Source organism: Pontiella sulfatireligans, assembly GCF_900890705.1.
Classification (GTDB): domain Bacteria; phylum Verrucomicrobiota; class Kiritimatiellia; order Kiritimatiellales; family Pontiellaceae; genus Pontiella; species Pontiella sulfatireligans.
In genome coordinates this window covers 914,675-932,500 of record NZ_CAAHFH010000001.1, presented here as the reverse complement: position 1 = coordinate 932,500, position 17,826 = coordinate 914,675, and the positions used below count along the sequence as shown (strand labels likewise).

At 54.8% G+C, this 17,826-nt stretch carries 11 protein-coding genes; all 11 read left to right on the top strand.

All coding sequences use genetic code 11. The features are described 5' to 3' along the window. The first annotated feature begins 43 nt into the window (after positions 1 to 43). The 11 genes from SCARR_RS03325 (at position 44) to SCARR_RS03275 (ending at position 17,760) form a co-directional block, all read left to right on the top strand. Positions 44 to 1,843, top strand: coding sequence for a glycoside hydrolase family 3 protein (locus SCARR_RS03325; protein ID WP_136060097.1), 1,800 nt, complete (start codon positions 44 to 46; stop codon positions 1,841 to 1,843). 72 nt (positions 1,844 to 1,915) lie between these two features. After that, positions 1,916 to 3,919, top strand: coding sequence for a DUF2264 domain-containing protein (locus SCARR_RS03320; protein ID WP_136060096.1), 2,004 nt, complete (start codon positions 1,916 to 1,918; stop codon positions 3,917 to 3,919). Positions 3,920 to 3,933: 14 nt separating this feature from the next. Beyond that, positions 3,934 to 5,337 (top strand): sulfatase, encoded by a 1,404-nt coding sequence (locus SCARR_RS03315; RefSeq protein WP_136060095.1) that lies wholly within the window; start codon positions 3,934 to 3,936, stop codon positions 5,335 to 5,337. A gap of 26 nt (positions 5,338 to 5,363) precedes the next feature. Further along, positions 5,364 to 6,248 (top strand): HAD hydrolase-like protein, encoded by an 885-nt coding sequence (locus SCARR_RS03310; protein WP_136060094.1) that lies wholly within the window; start codon positions 5,364 to 5,366, stop codon positions 6,246 to 6,248. 1 nt (position 6,249) lies between these two features. Continuing rightward, complete coding sequence (locus SCARR_RS03305) at positions 6,250 to 7,431, top strand: alginate lyase family protein (protein ID WP_168432959.1); 1,182 nt, start codon at positions 6,250 to 6,252, stop codon at positions 7,429 to 7,431. Positions 7,432 to 7,666: 235 nt separating this feature from the next. Further along, positions 7,667 to 8,821 carry a hypothetical protein gene (locus SCARR_RS03300; RefSeq protein ID WP_136060092.1) on the top strand — a complete coding sequence of 385 codons (1,155 nt, stop codon included), beginning with the start codon at positions 7,667 to 7,669 and terminating at the stop codon, positions 8,819 to 8,821. 318 nt (positions 8,822 to 9,139) lie between these two features. Next, complete coding sequence (locus SCARR_RS03295; RefSeq protein ID WP_222846162.1) at positions 9,140 to 10,324, top strand: glycoside hydrolase family protein; 1,185 nt, start codon at positions 9,140 to 9,142, stop codon at positions 10,322 to 10,324. A 68-nt stretch (positions 10,325 to 10,392) separates the two neighbouring features. Then, complete coding sequence (locus tag SCARR_RS03290) at positions 10,393 to 11,940, top strand: sulfatase-like hydrolase/transferase (RefSeq protein ID WP_136060091.1); 1,548 nt, start codon at positions 10,393 to 10,395, stop codon at positions 11,938 to 11,940. Positions 11,941 to 11,958: 18 nt separating this feature from the next. Next, positions 11,959 to 13,938 carry a beta-L-arabinofuranosidase domain-containing protein gene (locus tag SCARR_RS03285; protein ID WP_136060090.1) on the top strand — a complete coding sequence of 660 codons (1,980 nt, stop codon included), beginning with the start codon at positions 11,959 to 11,961 and terminating at the stop codon, positions 13,936 to 13,938. A 40-nt stretch (positions 13,939 to 13,978) separates the two neighbouring features. Then, positions 13,979 to 16,894 carry a right-handed parallel beta-helix repeat-containing protein gene (locus SCARR_RS03280; RefSeq protein WP_168432958.1) on the top strand — a complete coding sequence of 972 codons (2,916 nt, stop codon included), beginning with the start codon at positions 13,979 to 13,981 and terminating at the stop codon, positions 16,892 to 16,894. Between the two features lie 491 nt (positions 16,895 to 17,385). Beyond that, entirely contained in the window at positions 17,386 to 17,760 is a 375-nt protein-coding gene (locus SCARR_RS03275) for a hypothetical protein (protein WP_136060088.1), read from the top strand. The last annotated feature ends 66 nt before the right edge of the window (positions 17,761 to 17,826 follow it).

The window sequence follows — 17,826 nt, the reverse complement described above, 5'->3', positions numbered from 1 at the left end:
GAAACAACGAATAAACGAAGTGTAATTGCACGAAGGAGCCACCATGAGTGACATGAAGAAACGAAATGAATTTATTGATAATCTGATCGGCAGGATGACCGTTGAGGAAAAAGTGGGGCAGTGCTTCACCTTCTCTTGGCGCGGATCACTTGTTACCCCGGCCGTTAAGGCACTGATTGAAAAGCTGCATGTGGGCGGTCTGCGTATCGAGCCCTATACGGCCGAATCCGCACGTTCCACCTACTACGGCAAGAGCCTGGCGGACACCGACTATGAACAGCCGGAAGGCTACACCGACATGCCGAAGACCTACTTCACGGCAAAGACGCCCGGCAACTACATCATGCCGTCCGAGTATGCCGAGCGCATCAACCGGTTGCAGGGGATCGCGACTAGCTGCCCGGCCGGCATTCCGCTTAACATTTGCGCCGACAACGAAGGCGCCTGCACCAACGACTACCAGTTCGGCGGCATGCCCGGCTATCCGGCTCTGATGGGGCTGGCCGCCACCGGCGACCTCGAATTGACCGAAAAGGTCGGCAAGGCCATCGGTCAGCAGCTGCGCGCGGTCGGCATCACCATGCTGCACTCCCCGGTGTGCGACATCAACGTTAACGCCGCCAACCCGGAAATCCGCTTCCGCGGCTTCTCCGACGATCCGGAAATGTGTGCCGACTACGTTGCGGCATTTTCCAAAGGTCTGATCGCCGGCGGCATCATCCCGATGGCCAAGCACTATCCGGGGCGCGGCGACTCTTCCACCGATGCTCACTACGAGCTCGAACAGATCAATGTGGATAAAGAACGCCTGCACGATGTCGAGCTGCGCCCGTACAAGCGCATGATTGCAGAAGGCTGCCTGAAGGGCGTCATGACCTGCCACAGCGCATATCCGCTCGTGGTTGGCGAAGATCTGCCGGCTACGCTTTCCAAGGTGCTCGTCACCGATATCCTGCGGAACGAACTCGGTTTTGACGGGGTCATCACTTCCGATGCCATGGGCATGGGCGCCATCGTCAACCGCTACGGCCTGCCGAACGCCTGCGTGATGGCGCTGAAGGCCGGCGTCAACCTGATGCTCTGCAAGTCCGACGACGAAACCCGCGAGCAGGTTTACTACCGCATGCTCGATGCCGTTCGTTCCGATGAAGTCACCATGGAACTGCTGGAAGGCTCCGTCCGCAAGGTGCTCGAAGCCAAGTACGACCAGGGACTTTTCGAAAACGCCCAGGTCGATGCGGCCGCCGCAAGCGCGTATGTTCGCAACGACGAAATCCTCGGAGTCGCCCAGCAGGCCGCCGAACGGTCGCTGACCTTGATGCGCGATGAAGACAACCTGCTGCCGCTGAGTCAGGACAAGAAGGTACTGATCATCGAGCAGCTCAAGATGGCCGAGTTCACCCCGAACGATATCTACCAGGGGCACTGGCGCTTCAACGCGGAAATCCTGAAGCACTCCGACAATGTCATCAATGCCGACTGCACCTTCATCCCGACCGCCGAGGAATGCGACTTCCTCTGCGACGTGGCGAAGGAAGCTGACGTGGTGGTCGTCACCAACTTCTTCTGGCGCCACGCCGGCAACAAGGCCAATGCCGAGCTGGTGGAACGCCTGATTGCCGAAGGCAACAAGGTGGTGGTCGTGACCAACGACCCGTATGCCGAAGGCGCACCGGCCACCGCCGGCACCGTGCTCAACTGCTGGAGCCTGATGGGTGAATCCCTGCAGGAAGTCGCGGCAACCCTCTACGGCAAGAAGGAAGCCACCGGCACCTTGCCTGTCAACAACTATCAGGCCTACGCAGGTAAGACCGGGGAAGCAGAGGACCTGGTTCCTGCATAAAAGAATAGTGCCAATGCAAGGGAATCCGTTCCGGGTTCCCTTGCGTGTTTTTTTTAGGAAGGATGGTGAACAATGGCTTATCAAATTCAGAATCCCGATTACACTCTGAGCCCCGAAACCGGCATGACCCGTCAGCACTGGATCGATGCAGGCACCCATCTGCTCGAAGGGATTTTCAAGCATATTCCAACCATGGATGATCCGATCGTACTGCCGAAACAGAGCGATGTGATTTATCCGAAGGCCGACGATCCGGCCTGGCGCTTCAAGGCCGAGGAATATGAAGGTCTGTCCCGCACCTTCCTGCTGGCCGCCCCGCTCATTAACGCGAAGCCGGATCTGAAGTGCGGCGATTTCAAGGTGGCCGATTACTACGCGCACCAGTTGCTCCTGGCAACCGATAAAACCTCCGAGCGCTATCTCGGCACCACCAGTGAACTGATTGAGGAATACGGTCCCGGCTGGTATCAGCACACCTGCGAAGGTGCTGCGCTGGCCATCAGCCTGATGAATTCAAAAGAGCACATCTGGGACAACTACACCCAGGAACAGAAAGACCAGATTGCCGCCTTTCTCAGCGACTACGCCCACAGCAAGACCCTTTCGCACAACTGGCGCTTCTTCAACGTTATGCTGCTGACCTTCCTGCGTGTGAACGGCTACGAAGTGGACGACGGACTGCTGCAGGATCACATGCAGCACATCATGGCGCTGTATTGCGGCGACGGCTGGTATCGCGACCTTGGTTTTGACTACTACACCCCGTGGGGATTCCATTTTTACGCGCCGATCTGGTGCAAGTGGTACGGCAACGAGCACGAGCCGGAATTGGCGAAGATCATCGATCAGCGCCACGCCGAATTCATGCAGACCTATCCGTTGATGTTCAGTCGCGAAGGCCATCAGATCATGTACGGCCGCTCGATTATCTACCGTTTTGCGGCAAGTGCTGCGCTGGCAACCTCAGCGATGGTCAAAGACTCGCCGGTCGATTTCGGCTGGATGCGCCGCATTGCTTCCGCCAATCTGATGCAGTTTGTCGGTCGCGACGATTTCTACACCGACGAAGGCGTTCCCTGCCTGGGCTACTACGGCCCGTGGGATCCGATGGTGCAGTTCTATAGTTGCGCCGCCAGCCCGTTCTGGATGGCCAAGGCGTTTGTTTGCCTGATGCTGCCGGAAGACAGTCCGTTCTGGACCGCCACCGAAAACAGCGGTGAGTGGGACGAAATCGGCGACGGCTTTAAGACCGTCACCCTGCCGGGGCCGGGCCTGACCATCACTGCAGATGGTAAAACCGGAACCAGCACCGTGCAAATGGGCAAGGTTAAGTCGTCGGAAGGCTACAACAACCTGCCGCCGTACTACAGCCGGTTGGCCTTCAACTCCGACTTTCCGTGGGAAGACGATAACACCGATGGTGCCGTACCTCAGCAGTACTGCGCGGTTGAACTCGATTATCCGGAAGACCACCTGCTGCCCTACAGCGTCGGCTCCGCCGGCGAGCGTGACGGCGTGGTCTATCGCCACGTTGAAGTCAAAGCCCATGACGACGTCCCCGGGCGTTTCGACCTGGCCGATATCGTTGTGCCGGGCGGGCTGCTGCGCGTTGATCGCCAGCGCCTCTCCACCCGCCACGAAGTGTCGCTTGGTCACTATGGCCTGCCGCATATCGAAGGCGTTGCCGCCAAAGTTGAAAAACGTACCGTGAACGGTTGCGAATGCCTTACTGCCGCTATCCCGGGGCGTCAAGTTGCGTTGATTGCACTGCACGGCTGGGATGGGGTCGATCATCTCGTGCACACCGGCAAGCATCCGGAAGCCGACGAAAGCACGGTCATCTTCGCCCGGCGCCGCCGCGAAGAGCACTATCAGGGCATGCCGTTGCTGATTACCCTGATGCTGCAGAAGACCGATGACTCTCCCTGGACCGACGAGGAACTCTCGGTCGTCAAGCTCGTCAAACCGATTGCCTGGCTCAAGGACGGACAGCCCATGGGTGCCGAGATCGAGCTGGCCGACGGTCGCTCGTTCGTCATCGATTACGGTCATATCGAAGGCAACGTTTCTTATTAATCTAGGAGTTTTCGATGGTTGGAAAAATTCGAATCACACTGCTGACAGGCGCACTGGTTTGTCTGTCGGCCTTCGCCGAAATGCAACCGAACATCCTGTTCATTTCGGTTGACGACCTGCGCCCTGAACTGGGGTGCTATGGGCAGGACTACATGATCACGCCCAATATCGACCGACTGGCTGATGAAGGTGTACTGTTTGAAAAAGCCTTCTGTAACTATCCGGTTTGCGGTGCATCGCGGGCCAGTCTGATGACCGGGCTGCGGCCGACACCGGAGCGCTTTAATATTTATTATTCGCGAGCGGACGAGGATGCCCCCGGCATTCCGGACATTGCGGTAACGCTCAAAGCTGCCGGCTATCGCACCATCAGTAACGGCAAGATCTATCATCACAAAGATGATAATGAAGCGTCGTGGGATGAGATCTTCCGCCCGAAGGAGTTTTGTCAGTATTTCACTGAAGAAAACCTCAGCATTCTCAAGACGGCCAAGAGCCTGAATGGGAAGAGTGTGAAGGGGCTTCCATATGAAGCGGCGGACGAACCCGACGAGTCGTATCAGGGCGCCAAGGTGGCGGCCAAGGCCATTGAAGAGCTGAAGAGGGCGAAGGAAAGCGGGAAGCCGGTCTTTATTACCGCCGGTTTCACCAAGCCGCACCTGCCGTTCAACTGCCCGCAGAAATACTGGGATATGTATCCGGCCGAAACGATTGCCATGCCGGACAATTTCTTCGTGCCCACCAACGCGCCGGCCGAGGCCATTCATGACTTCAATGAGTTGAGGGGCTACTACGGTGTGCCTGAGTCCGGGCCCTTGCCGGAGGCGATGGCGCTGAATCTAATTCGGGGCTATCGTGCCTGTACCACGTTTTCCGATGCCATGATCGGCCGCGTTTTCCAAACCTTGGATGACTTGGAAATGTGGGATGATACCATCGTGATCCTGTGGGGGGACCACGGCTGGCAGCTTGGCGAACATACGCTGTGGTGCAAGCACGCCAATTTCAACACGTCGCTTCAAACGCCGTTGATTGTTCGTGCACCGGGTACGTCAAACAAGAACACATCGGCGCTGGTTGAGTTTGTTGATCTGTATCCCACCATCTGCGATCTGGCCGGGCTTAAAAAGCCGGCCCATCTGGACGGTACCAGTTTTGTGCCGCTGCTGGCCGATCCTTCCATGGATTGGAAAAAGGCGGTGTTCGGCCGCTACCAGAAAGGGGATTCCATCCGCACCTCGCGCTATCTCTACACCGAGTGGAGGAACAAGGAGGGCGAGACCGTGGCAAGCATGCTCTACGACCACAAGGTCGATCCCGACGAAAACAACAATGTTGCCGGCCATCCCGAATACAAGGATGTCGTGAAACGGCTGTCTCATGAACTCAAGGCCGGTTGGCCTCATTTGCAAAACTAAACTTTACGCACAAGGATATGGATTAAATGGATTATGTTGCACAACTGAAGGCGCTCCCGAAGGAGCATGATTATTTTATCGGATTCGATAGCGACGGCTGTGTGTTCGATACCATGGAACTCAAGCACAAAGAATGCTTCTGCCCGGCGGTGATCAAACACATGCAATGCCAGCCCGTCAGCAAAGCGGCGCGCGAGGTGTGGGATTTTGTCAACCTCTACAGCAAGACGCGCGGCTGCAACCGCTTTTTCGCCATTCAGTTTTTCCGCGACCTGTTGCGCGAGCGCAAGGATGTCCAGGCGCGTAATTTCCAGGTATTGGAACTCAAGGAACTCGACGCCTGGATCGAACGCGAAACCAAGCTTGGCAATCCGGCGCTGAAGGCCGAAGTGGAAAAAACCGGCAACGAAGAGCTCAAGCGCATGCTCGACTGGAGCATGGAAGTGAATGCGCGCGTAGCCGACATGGTTTCCGGCGTGGCACCTTTTCCCAGGGTGATGGACGTGCTGAAAACGGGCAACAAAAAGGCCGACATGATTGTTGTTTCCCAAACCCCGCTCGAAGCACTCGAACGCGAATGGGAGGAAAATGGAATGACGCCTTACGTCAACCTGATTGCAGGGCAGGAGCACGGCACCAAATCGGAGCACATCCATTTCGCCACGGAGGGCAAGGGCTACGATGCCGACAAGATCCTCAAGGTGGGCGACGCTCCCGGCGACTACAAGGCCGCCATGGACAATCGTGCATTTTTCTACCCGATTATCCCCGGTAATGAGGAAGCTTCGTGGAGTCGATTAGCCTCGGATGCATTGGACAGGTTTTTTGAAGGCACCTTTGCCGGCCTATATCAGCAAATGTTACTGAAGGAGTTCGATGCCGCCCTGCCGGAAAAACCGCACTGGGACTGATATGAAAACGCACGGATGTTTATATGCTGCACTTGCATCGCTGCCGGTGCTTCTGACGGCTTCATGCTCCACCATCGTACCGGTGGAGGTTCGGGAAGCCGTTTCGCCATCGTCGGGGTTGCGCCATCCCGGCATTCTGCAATCCAAGGCTATGCTCGACGCCATGAAGCGCGACCTCGAACAGAGGCACGAACTGCGCACCGCGGCATGGGAAGACATGCTCAAGCATCCGCGCGGAAAGATCGGGTGGGGTGGCGACCCATGGAAAGCGCCGAAGGAAATCTTCGGCCCCGATAACCTGCATTTCAAAACCGCAGCGGCCATTGCCAACAGCTATGCGCTGCAGTGGATCGTAACGGGCGACATTTCAAAGGCAGAGAAAGCCATCAAGATGATCAACCATTGGTCTTCAACGATGAAGTCCATCCGCCCCAAACCGGGAGATGAAAATTTGCACACCCGCTTGATCATGGGGATCCATAGTGGCTACTGGGCACAAGCCGGCGAACTGCTGCGTTGTTCCGGCGCCCCATGGCCGGAGGAGGAACAGGTGCAGTTTAAAGAGTGGCTGCGCAACGTCATCCTGCCAGCAATGGAGCCACGCCCGAACACCTACAACGGCAACTGGGATGCGGCCTGCACCTGGAGCACGCTGGCCGTCGCGGTGTTCCTTGACGACCGGGAGCTGTTCGATGCAAACATTGAGTATCTCAAGAGCGGCGACACCAATGCGCGGTTGACCCACTACCTATTGCCCAGCGGCCAGTGCCAGGAAACCGGCCGCGACCAGGATCATGCGCAGATGGGGCTGGATTTCCTCGCCCGTGCCTGCGAAATCGCATGGAATCAGGGCATCGACCTTTATGACTTCGAGGATGTGTCGATCGGAACATGCGTAGAATATTTGGCGCGCTACAACCTCGGCGACGACAATGTACCATTTGAAGTTTATCCTTCGCCGGTCGGGGAGGGCAACGCCCATGACAAGGCCACAGAACCTTCAGCCAAAAAGCGTGGCGAATACCGCCCACTTTACGAACTGGTCTACCACCACTATCATGATCGTAAAAAACTTCCGATGCCCTATACCAAGCAAGTGCTTGAAAAGACGCGTATCGAAAACCCCGGCTACTTCTGCGACTACTGGAATACGCTCTGCTTTGCAGATCTGAAGGAAGGGTAGGGTGGCATCGAGATCTACTGCACCGCCGAGAAACCAGAGGGCGTGCCCGCGGAGAACGGGTTGCCGACCGTTCGCCACGACGAGGCGCTCGACAGATTCGAGCCTCGAGAAGATGAAGACATGGATGCCATCCAAAGTAAAATTAGTAAAATAAACGACTGCAGAAATTCCTGCTAAAGCCCTATATTGGAGAGGTTGTTGTATATACTAACCCAGACAAGAGGTTCTTTGCTTTATGGCTATAGCAAAATACAATAGTTACATGGGGGTTGGTCGCATCGTCGGCAGACAGCCAACCGGAACGGCTAAGCACCGGGCTTTCGCATCCGCACGTTTAATTGTCAGTTGCCTGCTACCATGCCTGCTGGCCGGTTGTGCAAGCATTGGTCCACGCTCCATCACCGCGGGGCGGGTGGCCTATGCGGAGGCCATCAACCAGACTCAGGACGAGCAGATCCTCCTCGCGATCGTCAAGGGCCGCTACGGCGAATCGGCGACGCTGCTTGCGGTTAACGGGGTGGCTGCAAATCTAAAGTTTAGAGCCGAGCTGGGGATTGAGGCTGGCTTCAAAGGGGCGGGCGCTTCCGGCGAAGACCTTATTATTGGTGGCATGGCCTACGAGGAAAATCCCACGATTACCTATGCCCCGGTACAGGGCGAGGATTACATCAGACAACTCATGTCTCCTGTGCCGTTGGACTTTCTGCTCGTCATCGCGCGATCCACTAAGCCGGACCTCAGTGCGTTCAGCCTGTTGGTCAATCGAATCAACGATCTCAGGAACCCGGATTTCCTCCAAGGGCCGACCTCCGAGGCAAGCCCTGAGTTCAAGCGCTTGGTCGAATTATTCTCTGAACTGAGCTACACCGGTGCTTTGGATCTGATGCAGAGCAACGATGACGGTGGAGCATTCAATGTTTGGTTCGAGCCGCTTTCAGACAAAGACGCGGTCCGCATTGCAGAGGTTCTCGACTTGTTGGATCTCCCTGCTGCTGAGGATGACTCCAAGGCCATTGTTGTTCCCGCCTTTTTCGGTATCCGGGGCGATTCGAGCGCGCGAATCGGAATCACGACGAGGTCGACGTTCGATCTGGTTAAAATGATGCGGGCGGCGGTTCAGGTTCCGGAAGCACATGCAACCGCAGGCATTACGATAACCTACCCCCCGCCGGGACTGGCCGGACAGGATATTCGGATTCATTCTTCGACCCGCAAGCCGGATGGACAGGCGCTGTCTGTTAAATACAGAGGATATTGGTTCTGGATCGACGATGCCGATCTGAAAACCAAGGCGCAATTCAGACTCGTCCGCACCCTCTGGTCGATCAGTATCTCCAGTACTGTCGATCAGATGTCGGCTCCGGTGATGACGCTTCCTGTGGGAAACTGAGACAAGAGCCAAGCCGGTGCACGATCTGACGAGCATCGAAAAACCCTGATACTTTTCCGACTACAGGAACACATTCTGCTTCGGCGATCTTCAGGAATAGCGTGTCCATACATGGCTCGTTGCATCGTGATCTAAGTAAATAAGATGCCCAGGCGGTATTTCTACTTGCTGTATGAACACTGGTTTGTGGCCTGCAGGCCACAATCTGGCTTCAGTAAAACATAACGCTATTGCAGGAAGCGCCGACCGTTGAGTTCTATCGCTGCTCAGCAGGGTTTTAAGGAAACAGTAGTAGATCAAAAAAAAGGGATGTCCAACATGAAGGTCTTTAATTCTATTTACATCGGTGTGACGCTGAACTTGGGGCTGTTGCTGACCGTCGCTTGCGGCTCCCAGCCAAAAGTAAACGGGGGAAAGACGAATCCCTATATGGAAAAACATGATCCGGTGGAGATCCGGGGCAACGAAATATATAACAGCATGGGTCGGGCGCATGTGGAGGGTGGCTACAAAGACGCTGACTACTGGGTCTGGGGTAGCTCAATCGTCAAAGGTGATGACGGGAAATACCATATGTATGTTGCCCGCTGGCCCAAGGGGATTAAGTTTCACCCGGGCTGGATGGTTGCTTCGGAGATTGTGCATGCCGTTGCCGATCAGCCGGAAGGTCCTTATGAATTCAGCGATGTGGCCGTGGGGCCTCGCAGTCCCCAGTTCTGGGATGGCTGTTCGCAGTTTAATCCCAAAGTTTTCAAGCACAAGGATACCTACATTCTCTTCTATACCGGCTCGACCCACCCGTTTGCCACCGCCGGAAAGCATTTGGACGAAGTGATCCTTGGGTCTAAGTATTCGATTGTTGGACGCAACAATAAACGGATTGGCATCGCCACCTCCAAGAGTCCCTATGGACCTTGGACTCGCATGAATCATCCGGTGCTGGATGTCAAACCGGAGACCTTTTACAGTTTCCTGACCTCTAACCCGACTCCGGTCGTTCACGATGACGGCAGTGTGCTGTTAATCTTCAAGGCCCGCCAATACAACAACGAGTTTCCTTATCATAGCGGCATGATGCTGGGCGTGGCCAAGGCACCGCATTATACGGGGCCGTATACGGTCGTGATGGATGAGCCGATCTTCAGCGACGACCGTTTTGGCGTCTTGGAAGATCCCTTTCTCTGGCAGGACGAAAAGGGCTATCACATGCTGGCCAAAGATCAGCACGGCAAGGTGGGTGGCGTTTTTCAGGGAGGGATTCTGGCGCACTCGCAGGATGGCCTGAGTTGGACGCTGGATGATCAACCGACCGCGTATACCAAAATCGTCAAGTGGGATGACGGTACCGAACGCCAGATGGGGCAGCTGGAACGTGTTCAAGGTTTGATCCAGGACGGAAAACTGACCCATCTCACCTTTGCTGTGATGGATGGTGACGGCGGATTTGATGACGGTAAAAATATCTGGAATATTGTTGTCCCTCTTAATCCTGCAGGGGAATGAATCCTGAAAACCGTGCCTCATCTGCTGATATCCGTCAGACGGTAGAACAGTAGAAAAAGGAGTGAAATATGACTGTATGGATGTGTAGGAATGTTTTGGGGTGTTTGGTTGTCTTGGCAGGAGTGCTGTCCGGGGGGGCTGAACCCAGTCGCAGGGATCAACCCAATATTATTTTTCTGCTGACGGATGACCAGCGGGATAATTCATTCGGCATCATGGGGCACGAGTTCGTTAAAACGCCCAATGTGGACAAGCTCATTCGAAGCGGGGTGCGCTTCAGCAATGCCTATATTGCGGAGCCGACGTGTGCACCGAGCCGTGTGGCGTTTTTTACCGGGATGCATGAACGTGTGAATGGGGTGGGCTTTACCTCCAGCTATCGGCTTAACGATGAACAGTGGGAGCAGACGTATCCCGCCCTGTTGAAACGAAGCGGATATTATACGGGATTTATCGGCAAATTCGGGGTCGAATACTACACGTTCAGAGGGCAGGCGGATAAGCGGTTCGACTTCTGGCGCGGCCATGATGGCTGGGCGAATTTTTTCCCGAAGGCAAACGATACGAACTGTAAAATCTATCACGATTCCGGCGAGGAAATCATTACCCCGGTGATGGGCGAAAGCATTACGCGTTTTCTCGACCAAGCGCCCGCCGACGCGCCGTTCTGTCTGTCGGTGAGCTTTTCGGTGCCGCACGGATCTCAAATGATGAGCATGCATGACTGGGAAGCCCGGGCGTGCGAGAATCCAAAGCTGAAAGGCCATCCGGTCTATGGCTATCTGTACCGAGACCAGGGCATTGGAATTCCTGCTGAAACCGCGACGGATCCATACCGGTTTATTCCGAAGGCAATAATGGATCAGGACCAGGGGCGCAAAGGAAAGATCTATCCCTACGACTACACGGTTGAGGCCTGCCGGGAGCATCACATCCGGTATTATCAACAGATTACGGGACTGGATCTGGTTATTGGCGACATGGTCGAAACCCTGAAGGCAAAAGGGCTTGATCAAAATACGGTGATTATTTTTTCTAGCGACCACGGATTGCTCATGGGCGAATACGGCATGGGCGGAAAGGCGTTGCTCTATGACCTTACCGCAAAATTCCCTTGTTTTGTGTATGACCCGCGTCTTCCGGAGGAGCTGCGCGGACGGGATGTTAAAGAACTGGTGTCGAGTTTGGATATAACCAGCTCGATTCTCGAGTATGCGGGAGTGGGTCAACCGGCAGAGATGCAAGGGAGCAGTCTTGTTCCTCTGATGAAGGGTGAAAATGTGGAGTGGCGGAAGCACCTGTTTCTGGAGAATCTCTACACAGGGCGCGATACGCCGTTTTCTGAGGGGATCCGAAAGGGTAAATGGAAATACATCCGCATGTACGACGGTGTGGAGGGCTATACTGAAACCGATCTCAATTTTGCAGAGAAGAAACCCGACTTCGAGCAGTTGTTCGATCTCCAGCTTGATCCCTCAGAAATGAATAATCTGATCGAAAAATATGAAGGCAGCCCTGTGCTGACTGAACTCAGGGAAATGTGCGGTCAGTCATCCGATGAGTTGAATGACTGCCGGGCGCGTTTCCGGGACCGTCACGGCGTGACACAACGATAGTTGAAAAAGGAAAAGAAGATGAAGAATTGGGTGATGAAAAAAACAGTATGTGGAGCGTTTGTGCTGATTGTTGTGGTTGGCGCATGTGCCGAATCAGGCGGCGTTTTGAAAGACCTGCCTGCTCAAAACCTGAAACCCTCAGGCTGGGCGCTTGACTTTCTGGAACGGCAGGAGTCGGGATTAACTGGTCATCCGGAACAGAGCGGCTTTCCGTTCAATACCGGCATGTGGACGGAAGCTATGAATGTGCGCGACCGCGAGTTTTCGGGCAGCGGTTCGGATTGGTGGCCCTACGAACAGACGGCCTATTATCTGACCGGCGCGTTGCGTTGCGGTTACCTCCTTGAATCCGATGCGCTGATTGAACGGGTGCGGAATAACGTCAAAGCTGTTGTTGAAAACCCCAAGGCCGGCGGGCGGCTCGGTGCTTCCAATGTTGAAAACGATTCGTGGCCGATGGTGGTGTTGATGCGCATGCTGTTCGAGGAGTATGCCAACACGCAGGACCCCGAACTGCTGGCGGCAATCGAAGGCCACTATAATGCCGTTTATCCTGAAGGGCAGTCTATTGAATTTGCCGATTTGAGCGGCTTCAACGAGCGTACCGTGCTGCATGTGGAGCATCTATGTTCGCTCACGGAAGTCACGGGCGACTCCTCTTGGCTGGAACGGGCGCAGAGTCTTTATGCCGCTTTCGTAAAGGCGAAGGGAGAAAAGCACTGCCTGGTTGCGCCGGGAATGCTGGCAGGCACAACGCCTACTGGCCACGCGGTTTCCTATCTCGAATTTCTCAAGCTGCCCGCCGTGCTCTATTTGCACACCGGCGATGAGCAATATCGGAAAGCGCTTGAGAAGGCCTACGATAAGATGGAGCGTTACAGCACAATGGCGGATGGCCTCACCACGGGTGTGGAAGGCATCCGCCCGGTCAGCAGCGCCGCCGCCCACGAAACCTGCAACGCCACCGAGTTTGTCTGGACGGCCGGTTGGGCCCTGCGGGCAACCGACAATCCCGTCTATGCTGATCGCATGGAAAAGGTGATTTATAATGCCGGTTTCAGCTCAATCACCAAGGACTTCAAGGCCTTTCAGTATTACGGGTCGCCCAACCTGATGATCAGTACCGATGGCACCAGCCATTGGAACGACCACGACGGATGGGGCTACATGACCAAGGGGCGCATGACTTACCGCGCCGGCCACGACACCGAGTGCTGCGCCGGCAACATACACCGCATGTTTCCCGACTTCCTGAAGCGCTCGTGGCTGCAGAAGGGCCATCAGGTCACGGTTGCGCTCTACGTGCCGGGCACGGTGGGACTTGAGCTGGAGAACGGTAAAGCGCTTAAGATTAAGCAGTCCACCGAATATCCATTTGAACACGCGATTCGTTTCGACTTCGAGATGGAGAAATCGGAGCAACTGGAATTTCGTCTCCGCATTCCAGGTTGGAGCACGGGCTATAAAGTACTCGTTAATGGAAAAGAAGTTCAGTCCGGAACGGAAAATACGATTTATGCAAAGCTGAACCGCACCTTTAAAAATGGTGATTCAATTTCGATCGAATTCGATGCCGCACCGGTCGTGGTCGATCGAGGGCAGGGCATTTCAGTGGAATACGGTCCGCTCGTTTATTCGTTGCCGATCAAGGCTAAGCAAACGTTGACCACAGATGACGGCGGCATTGGAAAATGCTCGGAAGAATATCCGTCCATTCAGTTGCAACCGCGTTCCACCTGGAGCTATGCGCTTTCCGCCAACCTGAAGCCGGAGCAGATTAAGGTGATCCAGACGGGGGCCAAGGGCTACCCGTGGGATAACCCGCCCATCAAACTAAAGGTGCCCGGCCGCTATGTCAAAAACTGGAAGCTGTGCCACCATCAGGAAGTCCCGGAGTTCCCGGAAAAACTGGAGATAACGAATAATTCTGTGCTCACACTCCAGCCGCTCGGCAGTACGCTTCTGCGTATCACCGAATTTCCCAAGGGCGACTTTTAGTGGTGTTTGCGAGTTGTTCATAATGAACGAGAGGTATCACATGAGACCATTTTATGCGGCCCTTTTGGGGGGCATGTTGTTCTGCTCATGCGGTTCCCTCATGGTTTACGGGGCCTTGCATATGGAGGTCGGCGCAACGAATCAGGTTGACGTTTGGCTCGAGCGCGCCGAGCCGGGGACAACCTACCAGTTTCAATCGTCGACCAATCTCATGACACCATGGGAAAATCTTGGTAACCCCATTGTCGGCGATGGGCGTTTCCATACGGAGCGCGATTTCAACGACACGTCCGCCGGGTTCTATCGGGCCATTGAAACCAATATTCCTGCGGTTAGGCTGGAGCTCCAAAGCGACTTGCTGGACAGCTCGATATTTGGTCGGCATGCGACTCTTGCCGGAGGGGCTGTAAATTTTATCGAGGGACGGACCGAACATTTCCAAGCCTACGCATTCGATGGAGCCAACATGCTTGATCTTCCAATCATTGGAAGCGTCGATGCACTGACGCTATCCATGGATGTTTATCTTGACGATATAACCGGTGCAACCACCATGCTGTTCGATTCCGGTTCCTTGCCCGGCAACGTGCAACTGTATTTACGCGACAACCATTCCGGCACCCACACCGGGGATGGAAAAGACCGGGATGTCGGCTTGGTTTTCAAGGTGCATGGAAACACGGGGGGCAACGGGGTGACGGGCGAAAGCGTGGAAACAACCTATCGCCGTTTTGCGGAGCACTCACTCGATTTTTTAATGACGGTCAGCCACGAGCGGCGGAATCACCCGGAGCACAATTGGCTTCATCTCGCCGTCACGTACGCGCCTTCGGAAAAGCGTGTTGATTTCTACATCAACGGAATGCATGACGGGACGCAATATTTCACGGTTGCGCAACCGTCTGTTTTGGATGCCTCGCGGATCGGTTCCGATCTGGCAAGAGCCAATCCATTAATTGGAAAAATCAGCGATTTCAATATTTACGATACCGTGCTGTCCGCAGAGCAGATCCGCGCAAAGGCAGATTTCCGGCAGGACTTGTGGGCGGTTCGCGATATCGAGCAATGGACGAGCGACCGAACCTTCTATGTGGATGGGGCCACCGGCAGCGATGGAAACGATGGCTCCGTCGGCACTCCGCTGAGCTCAATTGGAGAAGCGGTTGATCGAGTCAACGCTCTGTCAGCAACCATGGCGCCGGGAAGCCGCATCGTAATCAAACCCGGGGTGTACCGCGAAGGGGGTATTGTTCTGAAGAAAAATGGAACCCGCTTCAAACCCATCATCATAGAGGCGGAAACACCGGGGACCGTCACGCTTAGCGGGTCGGAAGTGTGGGACGATGATGCTTGGTCGGAAACGGCTCCTGGAAGCGGGATCTGGACCCATGCATGGGCCTATAATTTTGGGCGCAGTACAACAAACGTCTTTGACGAAACCACTGAAGCGCGGTATCGCCGAGAGATTGTTTCCATGGATGGCGAACTGCTGCGCCCGTACATGACGCTCGCCAGCCTGCAGGCGGCTCCGGATCCGAGCAACGATGCCTACATGACCGACGAGCATGCCTTCTATGTGGATGAAGATAATGATCTCATCTATGTCCGGACAACGGGAGACCCCAATACGAGTTTGCTGGAAGTCGGCATCCACGAGGAACTGCTGCGCTTAAATCTATATTTTAATAACTGTGAATATGTGGTTATTCGAGGCATCCGGGTTCAGCATTCCGCCTCATTCTATGGTTATCATAAAGGTGCTTTGAATATCGTAGGCAGCAAATACCTGCTGATCGAAGACTGTGAAATTATCGACAATGGAAGCTCCGGACTGAAATCTTCCGGTTCCGGATACAATACGGTAATCCGTCGTTGCTCATTCGACCGCAATGGCCGGGAAGGGCTTTCACTGGTGCGCGGCTACAGCCGTGCATGGGTTCAGGATTGCGCGGTGGAACAAAACCAGTGGCGCAATGATCTGGGGAACTATACGGGGCCCGATCTCGCAGGGATTGGAAAGATCATGTTCTCAAGCCGGCTCTATTTTGAGCGGACCCGTGTTTCCAAACACAATTATACCGGACTCTGGGCGGATGCCCAAAACTGGGACATCACCGTTGACGATGGCTATTTTTCCGAAAACCAAGGAGCCATCTGGTTCGAGATCAATACGTTGAACCAAGAAGCGATTAACAATTCCTGCTACGAGAACCGAAACGCTGCCATCATAATGGATGCGGAGAGTAATCGTGTTGAGAACAACCTGCTTAAGCAGACCGGGTTGGTCTCGTGGCGGGGCATGCTCGCTTCTTCCCGTACGGTCCGGACGAAGCAGGCAAATATTCCGGATATCTACGCGGCAAAGGATGCCGTCGTGCGGAACAATGTCGTTGCGTCGGCCGGCACCTCCGGCAGCCTGCACCATTTTGATGACTCCACGATCATTCCCGACTCCATGATCTCGGCGGACAATGTCTACTATGCGCCTTATACCGCCAATCTGTTCAATATTGCGGGTTCCGCCATGCCGTTTTCGACATGGCATGACAACTATCTGTACGACTCAACCTCGCAGCTGCTGCCGGTAGGCTCGCCGCCGTTCGTGAACGATGGCAGCGTGACCATCAGCTTCGAAAGCGACTGGGTCGTTGCGCCTGAATCGCGTACGGCGCTTCAAGTACCGATCGTCCTTTCCATGGCGGTTGACGACGCCATCACGGTGGATTTGTCGGTTGAGGATGTCACTGCGGCTAAGGGCGCTGATTTTCGTGTGATCGGCAGCGGACAAATCACCTTTTCCCCGCTGGAGCGTTCGCGTGTGATCAGCGTACCCATCGCCCGCGATCTGATCGCCGAGAGCGAGGAGACCTTCCGCCTGCAACTGAGCAATCCCGGCAATGCCTCTATGGGGAGTATCACAACGTTCACGGTCCGGATTCCGGCCAATACTGACTAGGATAATTACCCATTGTTTGGGACAGGGTTTTTGTGGGGGGCGACGCTCCGTCGGAGTCATTACTATGGCACGTTACGATAGAGCTGGAATTCGCTGAGGTGTATGCGTCTCTTCGGTGACCGCCTCGACAGGGTTACTCTCCGGTGGTTTCGCGGATTGATTTCCAGCGGGCTGGCGTCCAACTGGCAGCCTCGGACTGTTTCATCGTTGGCAGGGCCTCGAGAATTTCGCGGAGATAGTCTGCCGGATTGATGCCGCAGGGCGCGCATGCTAGATTTATTGCTCAATTTGAACCGCTCCCTATGCTCGTTATATCTCCAGAGGAAATAATGTGTTGTGACATTCTTCAACGATATCATCCTGTCATCCAATGATCCTGTCCCCTTTCTACGCGGCAGTCCGGTTATCGCACGGTTTAATGCTGGAGGGGCGCGCTTCGTCGCGTCCTTATGCCGCAAAGAACTCAGGACATTACCTTAAGGATGCTTGTTATGGCCGCTTTCGCGGATTGCCGGCCAGGTAAGGGGGCCAAGGGGCGCCAGTTTGTTCTTTCCGATTGTTTTTTTTCCAAGGAAATGATGTCGGAAAGACGGCGCCAGAACATTTTGCAATCCGGATGCTTTCGGATGATGAACAGAAGCAGGCTAGAATTTGCCGGGGCGACATGGGGAATGTCCGTTCATCTGAGTTGGGACGGGCTGTTGTTTTTCAGGGGGTGGACTCTCAAACGTCATCCGTTTCTGGCGGCGAAAAAATCAAACGGTGTACCTCGGTGTTCCATCATGTTCCACTTGCCGTTGCCGGCCTTTCCTGTGATCCTGTCTGCAGGCACTGGGCCAAAGGATATTTCCAGGGCCGGTAATTAATAGAATAAGCTGTCCAGCATAACCTGCCTGATACGGATTATTTTGAATGAGGTTTTAGATACATAG